The organism is Dyadobacter sp. (assembly GCF_017744695.1).
In the GTDB taxonomy this organism is placed as follows: Bacteria; Bacteroidota; Bacteroidia; order Cytophagales; family Spirosomataceae; genus Dyadobacter.
The window spans coordinates 142,359-162,519 of sequence record NZ_JAGIAS010000003.1 but is presented as its reverse complement, the minus strand read 5'-3'; the positions used below and the strand labels follow the sequence as shown (position 1 = coordinate 162,519).

Below are 20,161 nucleotides of genomic sequence, written 5' to 3'. Positions count from 1 at the left end.
TATCAAACATACCAAAGTACAGGACACAAGTGAACACCGCAAGAATTCATCATTAAACTGTTTGACTAAAAAGAGTCGTTTGGGGTAAATCGGCCCAGAGGCGCGCATCAAAAGCCATACATACATTACGCACGAAGGCCTTGCCTTTCTCAGTGATCCTCAGTCGGAAAGGTTCAACTTCAACCAGTCCGTCGAACTCCATTTCGGAAAGCCTTTCCAGCGCCTGGTATAGCTCCATGCAAACTTCCGAAGTATTGCCCCAGGAAGTTTCGAAGCTGGTCATCAGCCGTAGAATATGTTTTCTCAGGATCAGGTCTTCACGGCTCAGTTCGTGGCCGCGGAATACAGGCAGCTCGTTTGCAGCGAGCTTTTTGTAATAATCTTCGACTTTTTTCTCGTTCTGGGCATATCCCCACCACGAATCCGAAATAGACGACGCACCGAGGCCGATTAATAATTGAGTCCGAGTGTCGGTATAACCCATGAAGTTCCGGTGGAGCCGTTCCTGGGTGGCAGCCTTGTAAAGTTCGTCGGACCGGAGTGCAAAATGGTCCATGCCGATGTCTTCGTAGCCGGCCAATTCCAGCGCATTCCGGCCGGTTTCGTAAATCGCAATTTTGTGGTCCGCGTCAGGCAGGTCTTTTTCAGTATAACTCCGCTGGCCGGGCTTGATCCAGGGGACGTGGGCATAGCTGTAAAACGCAATGCGGTCGGGTTTTAACCGGATCACGCGCAGCATGGTCTCCATCATCGAGCAGTTTTTTTGCTGGGGCAGACCGTACACGATATCGTAATTGACGGACGTGTAACCGATTTCGCGGGCTTTCAGGGTGAGGTGTTTGACCTGTTCAAAAGTCTGGTGCCGGTTGATGATCGCCAGTACCACCGGATTGAAGTCCTGCACACCGATGCTGATGCGGCGGAATCCGACCGAATACAAAGCTTCCAGATGCGCATCGGTAGTATTCCCAGGATGCGCCTCGAAACCAAACCGGGCATCATCGTGTACGAGCGCATTGGCAAGGAGGCCATTCACCAGCTTCACCAGGTTAGCCGGACTGAAAAATGTAGGCGTGCCCCCGCCCAGGTGCAACTCCCGGATCACCGGTTTTTCTGCTCCGAACAGTTCGCAGTACATTTTCCATTCCTTCAAAACGGCCTGGATATATTTGCTTTCCACCGCATGATTGATCGTGATGCGCGTGTTGCAGCCGCAATAGGTACAAAGGCTCTCGCAGAATGGCAGGTGAATGTACAGGCTGATACCTTCCTTCCGGTTCGAAACCGAGAATGCATCCTGCACCAGCTCTTTCCATTTGCTAACGGAGGGAGGTGTTTTCTGCCAGTAAGGAACGGTCGGGTAGCTGGTGTAGCGTGGTCCCGGAATGTTATATTTAAAGAGCAGGTCCTTGTCCATTGGTCAAAGTTTTGATGTAGATCATTGATCAAAACTACCGAGGACCGAAGAGGAAAAACATGATTTTGATCATGCGAAAAACAGACTTCTAACCGGCTTTTATATAGCTCCAACCTTCCTGTTGCAATACTACCAGTTCGGCAATGCCGGAGGGGATCACTTCAATGCCCTCTATCAGGTCGGTTGCTTCCACCCCGTTGGCGACGAGCATATTGCGGCAGGCAGCGATGGTAACATGCTGATTAAGTAATGCTGAAATATCGCCGGCAAATGTATTTCCTACGGTGCAAAACGGCATGGAAGAACCGTGGCAAACAATACGAACATTCACTGTTACGCCCAAATGCGCAAGCAGGTTGCTGACTTGCCGGATCATACTGCGATGGACTTTGGGATCGTCCGAGGTAAGCTGGATAATGGCCTTGTAAGTTTTCATGCCGGCAAGGTAAGTCATCCGGCGCGCTGGTTCAAGCAGTTCAGCGGCAGATTGTGATTCCGGCGGCAGGTTTGGAATGATCGGGGTAGGAGGTCATGACCCCGCGCGCTACGAGCCAGATGCCCGCAATGGCCACCAGCAGCGGTGTAAGTTTACGGATGCGCGTTCTCAGCGCGGGTGTGAATTGTTGCCTGGCAATGCCCAAAGCGAGCATCGCAGGCATGGTACCCAGCCCGAATAGTGCCATAAATGCGCCACCTCCCCAGGTGCTGCCCGTAGCGACAGAACTGACGAGCGCCATATAGACCATGCCGCAAGGAATAGTGCCGTTGAGCATGCCGAGTAGCAGCATGCCCGGTAAATCGCCCCTTTTGAGAAAAAAGCCCATTTTTTGCTTTAAACGATTGATTGTTTTTTGCCATAACAGCGGCATATGCAAATGCTGATCCAGCTCCGATGGCCAGAGCACATACACCAGCATCGCTACCCCGACCGCAATGGAAGCGTACCGGAGCACGCCCAGCCAGGCTAATGAAGCGCCTAATGTGCCTATAACAATCCCGAACATCGCGTACGTAAGGGCGCGCCCTGCATTGTACGCCAGCACGCCCGCGACCTGGCGCGCACGCGTGCCCTTATGCACGGGCAATGCGAGCGCGATAGGCCCGCACATGCCTACGCAATGGAAGCTGCTGATGAGCCCCATCGAAATGGCGAGGTATGGCAGGACGGTAATCATCGGTCAATGGTTAGGATGATCGACCACTACTACGCCCTCGCTCCAGTAGGTTTCGTCTCCACCTTTCCAGTCGACTTGGATTTTGTAGCGTCCTGCCGGGATTTGTGACAATGCGAGGGTCTGCCCGTTACCATTCGAATCGATCGCGAACTGGCGGTCGTTGCGGTTGTCGGACGGGCAATACATCCGGATATGGCCCGAAATGCTGGAATCGGCGAAGGTTGCCGGGTACCGGATTTGCAAAGCATTATCCTTGATTTGCCAGGATAAGGGCTCGGTCAGTTCCGCCGCGCGTTGCAGCTTGTCGATCTTGCCCTGGAATTTCAATTCTTCCTCGTAGTAATGGTCTGTGACGAGATCGATTTTTTGCCCGGCGCTCATGCCTACCAGCAGCAGTATCATCGATACGAAGCCGATATAAACCGAGGCAATAAGTGCTTTCCAATTAACTTTCATGGTGATTTATAAAATAGGTTAATACATTATTCTTCCGGCGCGATGAATGTGGTTTCGAAGGTTTCCAACAGCTGGTTACCTTGTGAAACCGAGAGTTTTAATACTGTTTTTCGGGTCTTCAATTCAGATTTTGGAATAATCACAAACACGGTTCCCTCGGACATCCCCGCAGCTTCGAGCGTCAGATCGGGTGATCCGGCGAAAAGAAGCTTGCCGTGCGGGGTGTCGAGGTGGAGGGAGGGTTTGATGATATGGTTCGTTTTATTGAATATCTTGAAAGTGTACAGGTTGCTGATCGTGCCGTCGCTGTTTTCGATGTAACGGCTCCCCGGCGCGCGGAAAAGGGTGGTTTGTGTGTCGGTGCGGGTAGCGACTACGAATCCCAGCGCCGACCAGAGTAGTAGCAACACTGCCGCATAGCCCCATGTCCGTGGCGTGATCACCCTGGCGGTTTTCTTCGCGATGGCATTCTCGGAAGTGTAACGGATAAGTCCCCTGTCGAAACCCACTTTGTCCATGATCGCGTCGCAGGCATCGATACAAGCCGTGCAGTTCACGCATTCCATTTGAGTACCGTTCCGGATATCGATGCCGGTCGGGCACACGGCAACGCATTGGAAGCAATTGATACAATCGCCCTCGGTACGGTCGGTGCCTTTGTGCAACTTTCCCCTCGGCTCACCGCGTTCGTGGTCGTAAGCGACGTTGATGGAGTTGCGGTCGAGCAGCACGCCTTGCAGGCGGCCATACGGGCACACCACGGTGCAGGCCTGCTCGCGCAGCCATGCGAAGTTCCAGTAGAATACCGCCGTGAAAATGATGATGCCTGAAAAGAGGCCGATATGGTCTTCGATGGGCTCGGAAATAATTTTGTACAGCTCGTCGGTACCCAGCACATAGGCCAGGAGCAGGTTGGCGATGGTAAAGGAGATGATCAGGAAAATGGTGTATTTCAACCCCTTTTTCAGAATTTTCTCCGATGTCCAGGGCGCCTTATCCAGCAGCTTTTGCTTCCCGGCGTCGCCTTCGATAGCATATTCGATTTTACGGAAAACCATTTCCATAAAAACGGTCTGCGGACAAGCCCAGCCACACCACAACCGCCCGAAAACGGTGGTGAACAATACGATGAATACAAAAAACGAAAGCATCGTAAGCCCGAAGAGCCAATAGTCCTGCGGCCCGATGAATATGCCGAAGAGAATGATTTTCCGCTCAATCACATTCAGCAGCACCAGCGGCTGTCCATCGACCCGGAGGAACGGTGTCACGAACAGCAATGCGATAATCACTATACTGAACACCACACGGCCGTTGTGCCATTTGCCTTCCGGGCGTTGGGGGTAAAGGGGGCGTGTTTCGGCTTTGAGACCTCGGCTGTCGGCTTTCGGCAGTAGGCCTTCACGCGTGACTTGCCCACCAGCATTATACATTTCCATCCTTTCCATTTCAATCACTTTCTTTACAAATCTTCTTATTGACAGCCAACAACCCAAGTACTACTCAACAGCCGACAGCTGATTGCCGACAGCCGAAGTACTACTCAACAGCCGACAGCCGATTGCCGTCAGCCGAAGTTGCTTCCCCGCCAGCCGTAGCTGCTTCCAGTTCGCCTTGCGGCTCCTTCGCGTTGGCTGGTTTGGTGCCTTTGAGGGACAGGACGAAGCTCGCTACCTTCTGGATATCGGTAGGAGAGAGCTGTTTCTCCCAGGAGATCATGCCTTTTTCAGGCACGCCGTATTTGATCACTTTGAACACATTGTGAATACCACCTCCATGTAGCCAGTATTCGTCCGTGAGGTTCGGCCCAACAGCTCCGCCACCTTCGGTTCCATGGCAGGCGGTACATTTTTCCTGGAAGATTTTCATCCCCGCATCCACACCGGCCTTGTCGGTCAGGAGCGTAACGGAGTTTTCATCCATGCTGGCGCCTACTTTTTCCATGTAAGCCTTTTTCTCGGCCTCGGCAGTGGCTATTTCTTTGTCGAGCTCAGCGATTTGCAGGTCACCCAGGCCGCTGAAATAGTAGGCAGAATAAACCACCGCGAAGAAGACCGTAGTATAGAACAGGAATTGCAGCCAGGGAGGCATCCGGTTGTCGAGCTCCTGGATGCCGTCGTAGTCATGCCCGTCGATCAGGATTTGTTTTTCATCATGCAGCGCCACGCCAATACCTCTGAACTTCTTCCACCAATGCGCGCTGAACACGTGGGTAGGCTCCTTGTCGGACGCGTGGGCGGTTTTGTTAAGTAACCGCATCGCCGATGCCAGCAGGATCGCCAGCTGGATCATGATGAAAACCAATGCAGCAAGCACCACACATAGTATCAGGTCGAGTCCGGTGATGGCACGTACCGGTTCGGTCGTATCCTGCGCGGAGGCGGGCAATGCAATACACACAAGCAAAAGCAGCGATAGCAATGTCTTTTTGGCAACTCCGTCGTTTAGCGGAATACTGCGCATTTTGTCGAGTTTCCTTTTATCCAGCCCCCACACATAAATGAGCAGGCCGAGGAAGAAAACAAAGAAGATCAGCAGGGATATGAGCGGGTAGATGCCCACGCCCGCTATGGTTTCGAGGTAATTCCGGAATTTCATGAGAGTCAATTTTGAATGATTGAATGACTGAATGACCGAATGAATATTGAATGACCGAATGAGTGAGTCGTGATGATGCTGAATGGATCGATGAGCTGTATTTATTCAATCATTCAATCATTCAGTCATTCAATCATTTTTAATATCGGTTCCAAGCCGCTGCATGTAAGCAATCAGTGCCACGATCTCTTTATTGGCTGCGGTTTTGATGCCGCTCTGTTTCAGGCGCTCCTGGATTGCCTGTTCCTGCTTCACGAGATCGGTGTTGGCCTGGTTTTCGTATCCTTTTTCATAAGGCACACCCAGCGTCTGCATGGCTTTGATCTTGGCTTTGGTTGTGGTCGTATCCAGGTCGTTTTCTAGCAGCCAGCCGTAGCGAGGCATAATCGAACCCGGCGACATCGATGTGGGGTCTTCCATGTGGTTGTAATGCCAGGAATCGGGGTATTTGCCGCCTACGCGTTGCAAATCCGGGCCGGTGCGTTTGGAGCCCCATTGGTGCGGGTGGTCATATACAAATTCTCCGGATTTGGAATACTCCCCGAACCGTTCGATCTCGGACCTGAACGGACGGATCATTTGCGTATGGCACACATAGCAACCCTCGCGGACGTAAATGTCGCGGCCTTGTAATTCCAGTGGCGTATAAGGTTTTACACTCGCAATGGTAGGTACGTTGGATTCGACCAGGAACGTTGGGATCATTTCGATCATCCCGCCGATCGCGACGGCTATCAGGGAGAATATGGTTAATGCCAAAGGCTTGCGCTCCATTAAGCGGCGGTGCCAGTATTCACTCTTTTCGGCATGCCAGATCGCATTCAACGGCATGGCTTTGGCGGTTTCAGTGGCAACCAGTTTGCCTTTCAGCGCGGTCATCCAGAGGTTATAGATCATCACTACAAAACCTACCAGGTATAATGAGCCGCCTACGCCGCGAAGGAAATACAGCGGTTTGAGGGCCGTTACCGTTTCAAGGAAATTGGGATATTTCAAAAGCCCTTCCTGGGTAAACTCTTTCCACATCGAGCTCTGTACCCATCCGGCCCAGTACATCGGAATGGTATAGAAAATAATCCCCAGCGTGCCGATCCAGAAGTGGAAGTTAGCGGCCTTGGCAGAATACAACGGGCGGTTATAAAGGCGGGGGAAGAGCCAGTAGAGGATACCGAAAGTAAGGAAACCATTCCATCCGAGCGCACCTACGTGTACGTGTGCCACGATCCAGTCGGTGTAATGGGCGATGGCGTTCACGTTTTTCAAAGACAGCATCGGACCTTCGAAGGTAGCCATGCCATAGGCGGTAATCGCCACTACCATGAATTTCAGCACCACATCTTCACGAACTTTGTCCCAGGCACCTCGGAGGGTCATCAATCCGTTCATCATACCACCCCACGACGGCGCGATGAGCATTACGGAGAACACCGTACCGAGCGTTTGCGCCCATTCGGGCAATGCAGTATAGAGCAAATGGTGAGGCCCGGCCCAGATGTAAAGGAATATCAGTGCCCAGAAGTGTACGATCGAGAGCCGGTAGGAGTAAATGGGCCGGTTCGCCGCTTTGGGCAGGAAGTAGTACATCAGACCCAGGTAAGGCGTGGTGAGGAAGAATGCGACCGCATTATGCCCGTACCACCATTGTACCAGCGCATCCTGAACGCCTGCATATACGGAGTAGCTTTTCATGAACGAGATCGGGAGCTCCACGCTGTTCACCACGTGCAGCATCGCGACGGTTACAAAGGATGCGATGTAGAACCATACCGCGGCATAGATATGCTCCACGCGGCGGTTAATGGTAGTCATGATAATGTTCACCAATGCGGAAACCCACACCACGGCAATCGCGATGTCGAAGGGCCATTCCAGTTCAGCGTATTCTTTGGAAGTAGTAAATCCCATGGGCAGCGAAATGGCCGCCCCAAGGATGATGGCCTGCCACGCCCAGAAATGGAAACGGCTCAATACAGGACTCCATATGGGCGTCCGCAATACGCGCGGAACGGAATAATAAAGTCCCGTAAAAAAGCCGTTTCCGACGAATGCGAAAATTACCGCATTGGTGTGCAGTGGACGGATGCGGCTGAATGTCAGGAATGGCAGATCAAAATTCAGGTTGGGGAAAACCAGCTGTAACGCGGCCAGCAAACCCACGAGCATGCCGATGAGTCCGAACAGGATGGTGGCGATGGCGAAGTCCCGGACAATGCGGTTGTCGTATTGAAATTCATCCAACTCAACGGAGGCGAGGCCGGGATGGGGAACGTTTGACATAACTTGGAGGTGATAAATGGTAAAAATCAGTTCAGGTTCTGGTGGTTATGGCTTTTCGGAATCGTCGAGCAGGATGCGTACGGAGGGCGTATAATCGTCGTCGTAGTGGCCCTTCCGCACCGACCAGATGAATGCGCCCAGGAATCCCAGCGCCACGAGCAAACTGGCGATGATCAGCAGATACAATGCGCTCATGATGAGGATTGGTTAGATGTTTTTGATAGGTCAAAACTACCGGCGGCACGCCTGGCAAAGGATGACGCTCGCTACGTCTGGTTTATGACATTAATCAGTTTTTTGAGATGCCGTCGTGCCGCGGTATTACTCGCAAGCGTGGTGAAAGCCACGATGGTAATGGAACTGACGGGCATCAGTATCGCCGCGATGACCGGCGAAAGATGGCCTGTTACCGCAAAGGATAGTCCCACTATATTGTATATCAATGAAATAGCGAAGCTCTGACGGATGATGCGCTGACCGCTGCGGGCGAGGGAGATGTATCCCGGCAGTAAGCTGAGCCGGTTGCCTTCCACGATCGCGTCGCAGGAAGGGGAGAAGTTGTTGATATCGTCCGAAACGGCCAAGCCCACATCGCTCTGGCGCAATGCACCGGCGTCGTTCAGTCCGTCGCCGACCATGAGCACATGACGGCCTTCGCGTTGCAATTCACGTACGAAATCCAGTTTCTGGTCTGGTTTCTGGTTAAACAGAAGCACTGCATTCTCCCCGAAGAGCGGGGCGAGTAAATCGCGGTCGGTAGGGCGGTCACCTGAGAGGAGATAGGTGCGGATACCCGCCCCGCGCAATGCCGAAAGCGTTTCGGGGAGTTCGGGCCGGTATTTGCTGCGGATCGTGAAATAACCCTTTACAACCTCGTCGATAGCCACATACACCCGGCTCGACTGCCCGGTACCTTCCTCATTGCCAACCGCTCCAACCCAGCCCGCAGATCCCACCTTCACCATTCGCGCGCCCCATTGCGCGGCCATTCCCTTGCCGCTGGTCTCCGAAAAGCCAGTCAGTACGCGCTGGCTGCCGGGGACATCGGTCAGATGCCTGGCGATGAGCCTGCTCAGCGGGTGAGAAGATTGGCCCACCAACGTCTTAATCATGACCAGCTCTTCGCGCGTTGACGGGTCACCCGTAAAGTCGATTTCTGCGTCGTTCGGGAGGGTAATCGTACCTGTTTTATCAAAAACAACCGCGTCAGTTTGCGCGAGGCGTTCGATACTATGTGCATTTTTAGGGTAAAAACGATTCCGGCTGAAAACGCTCAGCAGGTTCCCGTTTGTGAATGTCGAGGAAAGCAGCAATGCACACGGGCAAGCCACCAGCAGCGTAGTAGTGAATGCAAGAAACGCGGTTTCGGAGTTTTTATTAACAAAAAACCAGAAGGCAAAAGTTATCGTCGCAATACCCAGTACGACCAACGAAAAATAGCGGTTAATGCGCGCCGCCAGCGATTTGTTGGCGTCGTCCTTCTCGCGGACAAACGCTTCATTATTCCAGAGTTGTGTGAGGTAGCTTTGGGAAACTTCTCGTAACACTTCCAGTTCGATGGCTGCACCTTTTTGCTTGCCGCCTGCGTATATGGTATCTCCTTTCCGCCTTTCAACCGGCTGTGATTCGCCGGAAACGAAGCTGTAATCGACCATGGCTACTGCGCTTTGGAGAACCGCATCGGCCGGGATCAGTTCCTCGTTCCTGACCAGCATCCGGTCGCCTTTTTGGAGATCGGTGATGGGCTTGCGTGTTTCAATGCCATCGCTCACGACGGAAATCGCAATCGGGAAATACGATTTATAGTCGCGGTCAAAAGAAACGCCGGCGTAAGTTTTGTCCTGAAAATAGCGGCCTACGAGCATAAAAAACACGGCCCCCGCGAATGAGTCGAGGTATCCGGGCCCGGTTTGCGTAGCGAGCTGGTAAATGCTGATCAGGAAAACGCAGCTCAATGCAAGGGCGATGGGCGCATCGATGTTCAGATAACGGCCTTTCAGCGCTGACCACGCCGATTTATAAAAATCCGCCGCGCAGTAAAACAGCACCGGCAGGCTCAGTGCGAGGTTAAGGATACCGAAAAGCGTGCGAAGGTTCTGATCCGAAGTATTTTGCCCCAAATGGAAATATTCGGGAAAACTCAGCATCATGATATTGCCGAATGCAAAACCCGCGATTCCAATTTTATAAAGGCGGGTGCGGTTCCATTTACCTGCTTTTTTACCCGAGAGGTCTTCCATGCTCAGGTAAGGCTCATACCCGATGCGCGTGAGCAGCGCAGCCAGTTCGCTCAACCGCAATGCCGGCGTATCGAATGTAATTCTGACCTTTTTCTCAGGGAAATTCACCACCGAGCTTCGCACCGCCGGGTTGAGGCGGTAAAGGTGTTCGAGCAGCCAGATACACGAACTGCAATGCATTTTCGGCAGGTACCAGTAAACAGTGGTCAGGCGCCCGTCCGTGAACTCGATCATCTTGTCGTGTACTTCCGGCTGATCGAGGTGGTCGTATTTGCCCTTGTAAAACGTGGGGTCCGGCGAAATGCCCTGTGCGCCTTCGATGGCGTAATACTGACAAAGGTCACTTTCTTTTAAAACACTGTAAACGGTCAGGCAGCCGTCGCAGCAAAAATCGTGGTCGTCGGCGTGCAGAACTTCATCGCGGCAATCTTCGCCGCAATGGTAGCAGGCATGCCGTGTATCGGAAATGGCCTCCGGGGCCGTCAATATGCTCATAGTCATGGTCAGGATTAAACCTTATCCAAAATTGGAGCATACGACCAGCCGAACGGATGACGAAAAGGAGTGGTGAAAACTGACTTTGGTCAGGAATTGTGGGCTATTCCCTGACTGAGCTCGAACGCATACCGATAATCGATCAGGTTTTTTTGCTCTGCATTGTCGTGCCAGCCGGGTTCCTCATGGCTGAGCCTTACAATGTCGTCGGTTGGAAGTTTCCCGTAGCGCTTAGCAACAAATTCGAGTACCTTCAATTCGTCTTGTGAGAAAAGGGTCTTATCGAAAATTGCTCTGGCGGTAATTTCATCTCCGTAAGCGCCATTTCCAAAATATTGTTCGTCGATACTGATCTGCCCTTGTTCCGAAAGACTGACATACATTTTCTGAAACTGTGAAGGAACCGGTCCGAATTGAATGGCCCTATATTCCAGTCCGGTGATGGAATACCCGGTGAGCCGGTATGCATTGAAATCGGCGTAGAACAGCAGTTTGTTAAGCTTCGTTTTGAACAATGTAATCTTTCTCAATTCCTGAAAGAATGCGATGATTGCTGCAATTTTCGCAAAGTCCGGTTGTCGGTAACCATTATGCTTTGATGGAAACACCTTATCGGCAACAAACTGCGCGGTTTGATTTTCAGCAACCTGTGTCAGTTTTTTTGCGTCTTTTTCGCTAAGAAAATGCGCGCTTGCCGTAATTTGCTGAATAAACGACGCCGGGTTGCGAATGGCCATAATCAGCCTGCCGATAGCTACGGAAGGCACTTCACCTGCTTCATACAAGCGATACGAATTGGTACCTAACCCTAAAATTTCCGACATCTTGCTTGCTGAAATGCCATAATCTTCCCTGATCCGTCTGATCTCGTCGGGAAACGGAATGCCGTATTTTTCCCGGTATTGGTTATGTACCTGTACAATACTCAACTCATCCAGCCGGTCGTCACTGAAACGCTCGCCGGAATCCTCACATTCGTAATAATGCGTGACGACTTCAAATTCTTCTTTCCTGAATGCCAGGCTCGCCACCTCGTGCCGTACCTGCATTTCTTTCCCCGTAATCGGACTTTTCATAATGTTTCTTTAAATGGATAGCGTATGAGGCGTTCGGCAACGTGAAATGATATGCATAGTACATTCGCATTTGGACGACCCATTGAAATTTTAATGTAGAGTTGATGCTCTTTAAAGGCCTTGCCGAAAACCCACATGTCACCAATTTGATATAATGTGTCCGCCAACGGTCCTTCAATGTACTCATCGACAGTTATGGCTTCAATGAGTTGCCGCCGTTTTGCAGGTGAGATTTCGAGGAGTAACAATGCCTGAGCGTTCTTGGGATTTTTCCTCTCTGTAAACAGAATATCGAATATCCTGTATTTGACAAAGAAGTCGTCCAGGAAGCGCTGAACTTCGTGACGATTTGACATAGTGGTGTATTGTGTGTTTAATTTTATAGTTTCAAATTTATATATTTTTACTATATATTAAAACTATAAAGTTGAATTATTTATTTAAAGGGCAATTAAAAAGCCTTCCGTTAAAGAAGGCTAGGTAATCACTCTAAAATATTAGCAGGCTGGACATCATCGCTTCAGAACCTGCGGAAGCCCTATCTTTCGAGTCGATGCGGCAGCGGCGTTTATACCAAGGTTCTTCATAATGTCGGAAGTCAGGTTGGAGGTGGAGTCGCGGGCGTAGAGAACTACCGGCCACAGGTCGCCGCCGTTCGGGTTGAGGTCCATGCGGAGAAGGAATGCATAACCTTTTTGGCGGCCGGCGAAGATGATGGCCTCATTTACTTTTTGTTTGATGGGCTCAAACTTTTTGGCATAATAATCGCGCAACTGGGCCATGGAATTCGTTTCGAAATCCTCATAGGATTTTTTCAGGTTTTCGAGCTCGATAGCCTTGTCGCGCAGGATGGCCTGGTCGGCCTTGCTGGCCACGAGCTTGTCGAACGCATCGGATTTTAGTTTGAATTCCTCGTATTTCCCTTTCAGAATCTTGTCGTACTGATCGCTTTTGACGACGATCTCTTCATTGAGTTTCTTGAACTCAGGCATGCTTTCAAGAATGTGCTGCTGGTCGACGTAGCCGATCTTCTGGTCGGAGGTTTGCGCAAAACTGGCCGCGGCGCAGCACAGTACCATCAGAAAAAGTACAGGTAATGTTCTCATTTCGAAAGGTTTGTTTGAGGTTTGCAATATTTCAACAACGGTTACATAAGTATTCTGTTGTCTTAAAAAATGTTAAAATTCTCATGAACTACCATCGGTTTTAACCGACGGATAAGCGAACTTGCGGGCTCCAAACCCTTTCTGACAACCATCGCTTCCGAAAATCCAAATAGCACCGACGATATTTTGCTCGCCCGCATGCAAACGGGCGACAGTGAGGCTTTTGCCGTGCTGTACCGTAAATATTGGCGCCGGCTCTTTGATGCGGCGTACCGGCGGATCCTGTTACGCGAAGAAAGTGAGGAAATTATCCAGGAGATTTTTGTCGACCTCTGGGCCAAACGCGAAACCCTGCTGATATCGGTTTCGCTGGAAGCTTACCTGTTCGGTGCGCTTCGGTACAGCATTTTTAACCTCATCCGTTCCCGCAAGATCAGGGAGGCTTATCTCGAACACTTGCTGCAGGCACCCGGCGACCAGAGCAACTATATCGAAGATCGCCTGCATTACGAGGAGCTCGCCCGGGCGCTTGAAACCAGCGTTCAAAACCTGCCGGAGAAATTGCGGAAAGTGTATCAGCTCAGCAGGAAGGAACATCTTACCTATAAGGAGATCGCGGAACAGGAGCAAATTCCCGTGGACACGGTCGAAAAACAAATGGGGCGTGCGCTGAAAATCCTGCGCGAAAATCTGAAAGAATTTGCCTGGGCGTGGATCATGCTGGAAATGTGGGATTTGTACCAATAGAAAAAAATGGGCCGGCCGTGGCGGTAACCGCGCCGGGATGTTACTATATCAAAAGCGGAGAAGTATATCGACGAATGGACAAAGATCGCTTACTGTATTTACTGGAAAATGACAAGCGCGGACGAAACTCGCCCGCGGAGGCCGGGGAACTGGAAGCCTGGTACCGCTCTGCGGAGGCGCACCCGGCATTCTCGGATGGGCTTTCGGGTGCTGGCTTATCGGCATTGGAAGATAAGATATTTGCGCGGATACAAACGGCGACAGCGGAATCTCAGGAATGGGCGGAAGCGCAGCCGGATAGCAAACGCAGCTGGTTGGCCTGGGGTAAAATTGCGGCAGCAGTGTTGTTCCTGGTTGTCGCGGGAATAGGCATATATATGTTTCAGCAGCAAAGCGGCCGCATTACCGAACGGACCGGCTTTGGAGAAACCCGCGTACTGATACTTCCCGACGGTTCCGAGGTGACTTTGAATGGTAATTCGGTGCTTTCCTATGATGCCGAATGGCCGGAATTGCGCGAAGTGCGACTCGAAGGCGAGGGGTATTTCAGAGTGGTCCATACGAAGGATCACCGCAAGTTCCGCGTGCGTACGGGTGCTGATTTCAGCCTCGACGTGCTAGGTACCCAGTTCAATATCAGCAAACGCGCGAGCGGTACACGGATCGTCCTCGACGAGGGAAAGGTTCGGTGCAACCTGGGCGATTCAAAAGGTGATACACTGGTCCTAAGGCCCGGCGAGATGGTTCAGTTTCGTAAAAATCCATCGGATTACCAGCGCGAACGCGTAGAAAAAGGTCTTTACTCTGCATGGAAAGACCATAAGCTTGTTTTCAAAAATACTTCACTACGGGAAGTGGCGGGGATATTGCGGGATACCTATGGGCTGGAAACAGAAGCCACCCGGCCCGAACTACTCGATCGCCAGATTTCAGGCTCGGTTCCTACGGACAACGTGGAGCTGCTTCTTCAAGGTGTCGCCGAGGCATCATCCGTAACCATCACACGCGACGGCGATCAGTTAACAATCGAACCGAAAGGTAAATAAGTCGGAAAGTCAAGAAATCAGGAAAATCTTCGTGCGTGATTTTTTTTGAATAATTAATAATTTAATTTATTAAATATATCAAAAATATAATTATATTATTTTAATTGACAACAAATGACTACTTTCTGGCCTTCTGACAACCGGCATTAAAAATTTTACAAAAAAAGTTTCCCCCTGCATGGCGGTAAGCCAAATGAAACGGTACTCTATGTTTAGAACCGCGAAATAATATGGTACGCGTTCGGATTTTGGCCATTTAAACAAACCCTGTTAAAGTGCTTTCGCCTATGAAACGACTTATCACTACTCTTAACCTGATCGCCATTTGCTGCTGCGCCGTTTTTGCGGTGCATGCGCAGGACGTCGCGCTGTCTAGGGCGACTCCGTCTAGGGCGACCCCGTCCAGGGCGATCCCACCGAAACTCGATCGCAGCGGCGACTCCCGCCCGCGCCAGGCCGTAACCCTGGAATCGAAACTTCGTGAGCTGGAAAAGCAGTTCAATGTGTCCTTCCTGTATAATTCGGGGTATGTCAACGGTAAAACCGTGAAGGAATCGGGGAAGGCCGGTTCGCTGGAACATTCGCTGCGTAAAATCCTGGAACCGAATAATTTGGCTTTCAAGAAACTGCGCGACAATTTCTACGTGATTTACATCAAGGATGAGTCTACCGAACAAGCAGACGATCGTCCCGATGCGGAGCGGAAAACATCGTTGGAGCCGCAGCCAACCGGGCAGCTGCCAGCTACGCAGCCGGTGAATACCCTCGCCTCTCTCCTTAAGGGCGCGGCGGAGCGGAAGGTAGCGAATATCGCACTGACAGTGTCAGGTGTCGTGGTCGACGCCGTTTCGGGTGAGCCGTTGCCTGGTGCCAGTGTGATCGTAAAGGGTTCGGGAACAGGAACAACCACCAACGGAGAAGGGCGGTATGAGTTGCCTAATGTGCCAGAGAATGCGACACTGGTTTTTTCATTTATCGGCTACCTGTCGGCCGAAGCGCCGGTGGATAACCGTTCGGTGATTGACATGAAGCTTTCCACGGACTCGAAATCGCTTTCGGAAGTGGTAGTCGTGGGGTACGGTACCGTTTCCAAAAAGGATGTGACCGGCTCTGTGGCCTCGGTAGGAGGTAACGAACTTCGGAATATGCCTGTGCGTTCGGCGACGGATGCATTGCAAGGCAAGGCTGCGGGTGTCATGGTAACGCAGTCGAGCGGGAGCCCGGGCTCGGGAGGTATTGTACGTATACGCGGTATCGGTTCAATTAATAATTCCAATGAACCGCTCTACATCGTCGACGGTCTGCCGCAGACGGGTATCGGATGGCTGAACCCGAACGATATTGAGACGATGGACATTCATAAGGACGCGTCCGCGGCGGCTATTTATGGTTCGCGCGCCTCGAACGGTCTGGTGATTATTACGACCAAAAAAGGCTCCAAATCGGAAGCGATGAGCGTTTCGTTTGATAGTTACTACGGCTTGCAATCGCCATGGAAGCGTCCGCATATGCTGAATGCGGAGGAGTTTATCGATTATAAGAACCGCGCGGCCAATGCGGTGGGCGTTACTCCTCCCATATCTCCGGATATGAAAACCCAGGCGCTCAACTTCGTGCGTGCAAACACGGGTCCCGATGGTACCGACTGGTGGAAGCAGATCATCCATGAAAATGCGCCGGTGCAGAGTTACAATATCACCGTTTCGGGAGGTAGCAAAAAAGTCGATTTTGCTTCGGCATTGGGCTATATGGACCAGAAAGGGATTGTTCGCGGTTCGGACTACCGCCGCATTTCATGGCGTAACAATGTGAACGCGGACATCAACGAGCGGGTACGCCTGGGTAGCAATATTGCCGTGGTTTACGAAAGCCGCCGCAATATCGATGAGAATAACCCTTATTCCGGGACGATTTTCAGCGCCATGACTGCCGATCCGATCACGCCCGTTTACCGCGACAACCTGCGCGATATTCCTTCTTTTTACCAGACTATCATGCAAGGCTACGATGCCAGCAACCCGTTTTCGCGTTATGCCGGAGTGTTGTATTCCAATAAGCCGAACCCGGTGGGGCAGATCGAACGGATGCGTCAGAGTATCTGGGAGGGTATCAGCATGAAAGGCGGTGCGAACCTGGAAGTTAAGATCTTCGAGCCGCTCAAATTCCGCAGTAATTTTGGTCTCGACATTCACCGGGGCCTTTCCAAGGGTTTTACACCACAATATTACCTCAACGGGTATGATTACGCGACTTATAATACGATCAGCAATTACTCGTATTGGTCCAACTATTTCGTCTGGGAGAATACGCTGGCATTTGACCAGGTCTGGGGTCAGCATCGCCTGAACGTACTTGCGGGAACTTCGGCAGAGCTTACCAAAGGACTGGAATACGGCGCTTCCAAGCAAGGGGCCGTTAATAATGAGGAGGATATGCGGATTATCAACGCGGCGACGATCAATCCGGGGGCATCAGGCTATACTTATTCCAATGCATTGAATTCCTATTTTGGAAGGGTGAGTTATTCATTCGGAGGGAAATATGTGCTGACGGCCAATGTACGCCGTGATGGTACGTCCCGCTTTGCCAAGGATTACCGCTGGGGTACGTTTCCTTCCGTGTCGGCGGCCTGGAACTTTACCAATGAGGCGTTTTTCAAAGATGCAGGGCTGAAATGGCTTTCGGAAGGTAAACTGCGCGCCAGCTATGGGCAAATCGGCAATCAGAATATCGCAAATGGTGCTTACCTGTCGACCTATGGCAACAACAACCGCTACCTTTTCGGCGATAACAAAACCTGGTACATGGGCGCGGGGCGCGGTAGTATCGGAAATCCGATGCTGCAATGGGAGACCTCCAATCAGACTGACATTGGTGTAGATCTCGCGTTTTTGAATAACAAACTGACACTCACGGCGGATTATTTCAAGAAAGCAGTCGACAACATGCTGCTGATCGTACCTCTGCCGACGACGTTGGGATATCCTAACTTCCCTTGGTCAAATGCGGGTAAAATGGTAAACAAGGGCTGGGATTTTGCGATCGGGTATGACGATGAGGCGGCTGGTTTTCAATATGGTATCAAAGCCACGCTCTCGACATTCTCCAACAAGGTGACCACGCTTGGCGGCGGTGAGCCGATCTATTCGACGGCGCATTTGGGTGAAACCATTACCAAAACCGAAGAAGGGATGCCGGTGGGTTACTATTTCGGATGGCAGACGGATGGAATTTTTCAGACGCCGGATGAGGTTAATGCCAGTGCCCAGAAAGGCCTCTCGACTGCCGGGGATATCCGTTTCAAAAACATCAATGGCGATCAGCTGATTAATGCGGACGACCGTACGAAAATCGGTAACCCGTGGCCGGACTTCATTTACGGGCTTACTGTGAATGCCGCCTACAAAGGATTTGATGTCAGCGCATTCGTGCAGGGCTCGCAGGGGAACGATGTGATGAATATCCTGCGCTACGATACCGAATCGGGTACGGGTTGGTACAATGCGCCAAAAGGGTTTCTGGAAAAGGCATGGAATGGTCCGGGTAGCACCAATCAGTATTACAAAATCTCGCAGAATGCGGGTTTGAATACCAACGTGTCCCAATATTTCGTAGAGGACGGCTCGTACTTGCGTATGAAGAATATCCAGGTGGGGTACAGTCTGCCGGGAAGTTTGCTGCAAAAGGCGAAAATCAAGCAGGTGAGGTTGTATGTAGGCGCGCAAAACCTCTTCACGATCACCAAATACAGCGGCCTCGATCCTGAAATGGGTTCGGCCGATCCCAAACTAACGGGGATCGACCAGGGGTACTTCCCGCAGGCGCGCACATGGATGTTTGGTATTAATGCAAAATTCTAAAATATTCACTATGAAAAAGTTATCAATCATAATGCTCGCGTCGTGCCTGGTGCTGGGCGGGACGTCCTGTTCCGAAGAGTTCCTTGATCGCACACCGCCGGGCAACCTTACCGACGAAACATTTTACAAATCGCCTGATGCCGGATTTAAATCGCTCGTTACCTGTTACCGTGGTTTTGTGAGTAACTTCTGGGGCTACGAAGCGGCCCGGGCCGAACTGGGTAATATGGCAACCGACGACGCCGACAAGGGCGGTTCTGATGCCGGTGACCGCCCGTTCGTGACCGACCTCGGTTTCGGCAGGGCACTTTCGTCCAATGAAACGCTTGCGGGTTACTGGTCTGCCCGTTACAGTGCGATCGGTAACTGTAATGTGGCATTGGAACGGTTGCCGGAGGCGAATCTCATCGATGCAAGCGGTGCACTGCTTGATCCGGTCCAAAAAAGTCGTTATCTGGCTGAAATCCGGTTTCTACGGGCATTTTTCTACTTCGAACTCGCGGAGGTTTTTGGCGGGGTACCGCTGGTGACCAAAACACTCACCGTTGACGACCGTACGAAACTAAACCGCGCGTCGGTCAAGGAAATGTTCCAATTTATTGAGGCAGAGCTCACAGCTGCTGCGAACGACCCTGCCATGCTTTCTGCTGCCAAGTTGCAGGCCTCGGAAGTGGGGCGGGCTACCAAAGAGGCGACCTGGGCATTGCTGGCGAGGGCTTACCTGTTTTTTGCCAAAGATGATCCCGCGCTTTTCGCCAAAGCACGCGACGCGGCGAAAAAGGTGATCGACTCGGGTGCGTTCGCTTTGCATCCTCAGTTTCAGGAGATATTCCTTGAAAATGGGTACAAGACCAAAGAGGCCGTGTTTTCAGTTATCATGGGCGACGATCCTGCAATCCCGATTTATGGTAGTACCATTAATGTATACTGCTCGCCGCGTGGGGCTACCGGCGGCTGGGGCTTTGATTTGCCTACCCAGGACCTTGTTAATGAGTTCGAAGAAGGTGATCCGAGGTTGCTGTACACAATTCTGCAATCAGGCGACCAGTTCCCTAAGTTGAATGGTACAAAAGAAGTGCTGGACTTTTCGACCTACCCGAATACCGGTTACCACAGCCGGAAAGTGTATTTGCCCGAATCGCGCCGCGGACAAGGGTGGGGGAACGATGCGTGGACGTATCATCCGATCCGCTATGCCGATGTGCTGCTGATGTATGCGGAGGCATTGATTGAAAGCGGCGGGGATAAAGCCGAGGCTGCAAACTACATTAATCAGGTACGTAAACGTGCTTCGACCTCGTCACGGAAAGATGCGGAAGCGGCATCAAGGGTTTTGAAAGTAGCTGAAAAGCAGCTGTCTGACGTGAAGGCAGGCGATGATTTGCGCAAAGCCGTGCGGCACGAACGCCGGGTGGAACTGGCGATGGAGTACCACCGACTGTATGATCTGATGCGCTGGAATACGCTCGTGCCGACTATGAAAGCCTATGCAGCGAAACCATTCTCGAATGGCAAAGGCGGGAATTTTACGGCAGGGAAAAATGAAGTATTTCCTATTCCGCAGGTTGAAATCGACCGCTCGGGAGGTTCCATTGTGCAGAATCCGAACTATTAGTGCTAATGACTGAATGATTGAATGACTGAATGATTGAATAATCTGCGTAAAAC

Annotated in this window: 16 protein-coding genes; 4 read left to right on the top strand and 12 right to left on the bottom strand. The window is 51.4% G+C overall.

Features of this window, described 5'->3' with window-relative positions; genetic code table 11:
* Positions 1 to 52 precede the first annotated feature (52 nt).
* From hemN to J7619_RS12625, 12 genes are all read right to left on the bottom strand, one after another.
* Positions 53 to 1,417 carry an oxygen-independent coproporphyrinogen III oxidase gene (hemN, locus tag J7619_RS12680; protein WP_291198699.1) on the bottom strand — a complete coding sequence of 455 codons (1,365 nt, stop codon included), beginning with the start codon at positions 1,415 to 1,417 and terminating at the stop codon, positions 53 to 55.
* Positions 1,418 to 1,505: 88 nt separating this feature from the next.
* Positions 1,506 to 1,871 carry a DsrE family protein gene (locus J7619_RS12675; protein WP_291198696.1) on the bottom strand — a complete coding sequence of 122 codons (366 nt, stop codon included), beginning with the start codon at positions 1,869 to 1,871 and terminating at the stop codon, positions 1,506 to 1,508.
* Between the two features lie 22 nt (positions 1,872 to 1,893).
* The gene (locus tag J7619_RS12670) at positions 1,894 to 2,592 is read right to left on the bottom strand and encodes a sulfite exporter TauE/SafE family protein (RefSeq protein WP_291198692.1); all 699 of its coding nucleotides are present in this window, start codon (positions 2,590 to 2,592) and stop codon (positions 1,894 to 1,896) included.
* Positions 2,593 to 2,595: 3 nt separating this feature from the next.
* Positions 2,596 to 3,048 carry a FixH family protein gene (locus tag J7619_RS12665; RefSeq protein ID WP_291198689.1) on the bottom strand — a complete coding sequence of 151 codons (453 nt, stop codon included), beginning with the start codon at positions 3,046 to 3,048 and terminating at the stop codon, positions 2,596 to 2,598.
* 26 nt (positions 3,049 to 3,074) lie between these two features.
* Positions 3,075 to 4,496 carry a cytochrome c oxidase accessory protein CcoG gene (gene ccoG, locus J7619_RS12660; RefSeq protein ID WP_291198686.1) on the bottom strand — a complete coding sequence of 474 codons (1,422 nt, stop codon included), beginning with the start codon at positions 4,494 to 4,496 and terminating at the stop codon, positions 3,075 to 3,077.
* Between the two features lie 91 nt (positions 4,497 to 4,587).
* Positions 4,588 to 5,646, bottom strand: a complete 1,059-nt coding sequence (locus J7619_RS12655) for a cbb3-type cytochrome c oxidase N-terminal domain-containing protein (RefSeq protein ID WP_291198683.1) — start codon at positions 5,644 to 5,646, stop codon at positions 4,588 to 4,590.
* A 129-nt stretch (positions 5,647 to 5,775) separates the two neighbouring features.
* Complete coding sequence (ccoN, locus tag J7619_RS12650; RefSeq protein ID WP_291198680.1) at positions 5,776 to 7,923, bottom strand: cytochrome-c oxidase, cbb3-type subunit I; 2,148 nt, start codon at positions 7,921 to 7,923, stop codon at positions 5,776 to 5,778.
* Between the two features lie 45 nt (positions 7,924 to 7,968).
* Entirely contained in the window at positions 7,969 to 8,118 is a 150-nt protein-coding gene (ccoS, locus tag J7619_RS12645) for a cbb3-type cytochrome oxidase assembly protein CcoS (RefSeq protein ID WP_106596734.1), read from the bottom strand.
* 71 nt (positions 8,119 to 8,189) lie between these two features.
* On the bottom strand, positions 8,190 to 10,658 hold the full coding sequence (locus J7619_RS12640; RefSeq protein WP_291198672.1) for a heavy metal translocating P-type ATPase metal-binding domain-containing protein: 2,469 nt from the start codon (positions 10,656 to 10,658) through the stop codon (positions 8,190 to 8,192).
* A gap of 89 nt (positions 10,659 to 10,747) precedes the next feature.
* A complete protein-coding gene (locus J7619_RS12635; protein WP_291198669.1) occupies positions 10,748 to 11,734 on the bottom strand; it encodes a type II toxin-antitoxin system antitoxin SocA domain-containing protein in 987 nt (328 codons plus the stop codon).
* The gene (locus J7619_RS12630; protein WP_291198667.1) at positions 11,731 to 12,090 is read right to left on the bottom strand and encodes a hypothetical protein; all 360 of its coding nucleotides are present in this window, start codon (positions 12,088 to 12,090) and stop codon (positions 11,731 to 11,733) included. Before J7619_RS12630 ends, J7619_RS12635 begins: the two co-directional genes overlap by 4 nt.
* Positions 12,091 to 12,246: 156 nt before the next feature.
* Positions 12,247 to 12,840, bottom strand: coding sequence for an OmpH family outer membrane protein (locus J7619_RS12625; RefSeq protein ID WP_291198664.1), 594 nt, complete (start codon positions 12,838 to 12,840; stop codon positions 12,247 to 12,249).
* Positions 12,841 to 13,038: 198 nt separating this feature from the next.
* On the opposite strand from J7619_RS12625, the gene J7619_RS12620 reads away from it, so the two are divergent.
* The 4 genes from J7619_RS12620 to J7619_RS12605 all read left to right on the top strand — a co-directional run bounded on the left by J7619_RS12620 (position 13,039) and on the right by J7619_RS12605 (position 20,108).
* A complete protein-coding gene (locus J7619_RS12620) occupies positions 13,039 to 13,587 on the top strand; it encodes an RNA polymerase sigma-70 factor (RefSeq protein WP_291198661.1) in 549 nt (182 codons plus the stop codon).
* Between the two features lie 74 nt (positions 13,588 to 13,661).
* Positions 13,662 to 14,633 (top strand): FecR family protein, encoded by a 972-nt coding sequence (locus tag J7619_RS12615; protein WP_291198658.1) that lies wholly within the window; start codon positions 13,662 to 13,664, stop codon positions 14,631 to 14,633.
* A gap of 287 nt (positions 14,634 to 14,920) precedes the next feature.
* Positions 14,921 to 18,493, top strand: a complete 3,573-nt coding sequence (locus tag J7619_RS12610; RefSeq protein ID WP_291198656.1) for a TonB-dependent receptor — start codon at positions 14,921 to 14,923, stop codon at positions 18,491 to 18,493.
* A gap of 10 nt (positions 18,494 to 18,503) precedes the next feature.
* Positions 18,504 to 20,108 (top strand): RagB/SusD family nutrient uptake outer membrane protein, encoded by a 1,605-nt coding sequence (locus tag J7619_RS12605; protein WP_291198654.1) that lies wholly within the window; start codon positions 18,504 to 18,506, stop codon positions 20,106 to 20,108.
* Positions 20,109 to 20,161 lie beyond the last annotated feature (53 nt).